The sequence below is a fragment of the Actinomadura sp. CNU-125 genome, assembly GCF_001942465.1.
GTDB lineage: Bacteria > Actinomycetota > Actinomycetes > Streptosporangiales > Streptosporangiaceae > Spirillospora.
Genome location: NZ_MKJY01000545.1, coordinates 1 through 1165 on the forward strand (window position 1 = coordinate 1; position 1165 = coordinate 1165).

The following is a 1165-nucleotide window of genomic DNA, read 5'->3' on the forward strand; positions in this document are numbered from 1 at the left end:
TCGACACGCCCGCCCTGCCCGTCCTCGACGCACCGTCCGGACCCGTCGCGTCCGCCGGCGCGGACATCGCCCGCGCCGAGCACGTCTCGTTCCGCTACGACGACCGGCCCGTACTCGAGGACGTCTCCCTCGTCCTGCCCCGCCGCGGGCTCACCGCGCTCGTCGGGCCCTCGGGCGCGGGGAAGACCACCCTGCTGCGACTGCTCACCCGGTTCTGGGACCCCACCGACGGGCACATCGCCCTCGACGGCGCCGATCTTCGCACCCTGCGGCCAGAGGACCTCTACGCACGCATCGGCACCGTGCTTCAGGACGACCACCTGCTCGACACCACCATCCGCGAGAACATCCGCATCGCACGCCCCGACGCGTCCGACCCCGACCTGGCCGCCGCCGTCCGCGCCGCGGGACTCGAACGCACGATCGCCGAGTCGCCCGACGGGATCGACAGCCCCGTCGGGCCCGCCGGGAGCCGCCTGTCGGGCGGCGAGCGGCAACGCGTGTGCGTCGCCCGAGCCCTGCTCAAAGCCGCACCGCTCACCGTGATGGACGAGGCCACCTCGGCCCTCGACCCCGCGAACGCCCGTCTCATCGGCGAGGCCGCCCGCCGCCTCGCGGCGTCCGGAAGCGTGCTCGTCATCGCCCACAACCTCGACACCGTCCGCCGCGCCGACCAGATCCTCGTCCTCGACCGGGGCCGCATCGTCCAGCGCGGCACGCACAGTGAACTCGCCGCCGAGGACGGCCTCTACCGGAAGCTCGTACTCGGCCGGGACGACCGCCCCGAAGACGTCCTTCGGGGGCGAGCCTGAGCCGCCGGACGCCTTGATGCACAGCCGTCGCCGAGCGTAACGGTCGGCGAGATCCACAGAGCGCGCATGCCTCGTGCTCGGGGTGTGCGCTCATCTGGAATGCCTCCGAGAACGGACGACGCGCAATCGGGGGCGTCGAGTGGACACGGGCATGCCCTCGCCGCTGAACGCCGGCTCCTGTGTGCGACAGATGGCGGAAGTGCCGGACAGGTGGGACGACCGACTCGCGCCGCGCCCAGACGGCCGCGTCATCGAGTTGTCGCAGGGCGCGTTCCCCGGCCGTCTCGGCCGTTACCCGCCTCGAAAGGCGGTGTCGGCGCTGCGGCGGGCCGTCGGTCGGCCCGAGTCGCAGG

Annotated in this window: 1 protein-coding gene; it reads left to right on the forward strand. The window is 73.3% G+C overall.

What is annotated here, in order from left to right; all coding sequences use genetic code 11:
* A partial coding sequence (locus tag BJF79_RS40245; RefSeq protein WP_143220817.1) for an ABC transporter ATP-binding protein occupies positions 1-812 on the forward strand: 812 nt, incomplete at its 5' end.
* Between the last annotated feature and the right edge of the window lie 353 nt (positions 813-1165).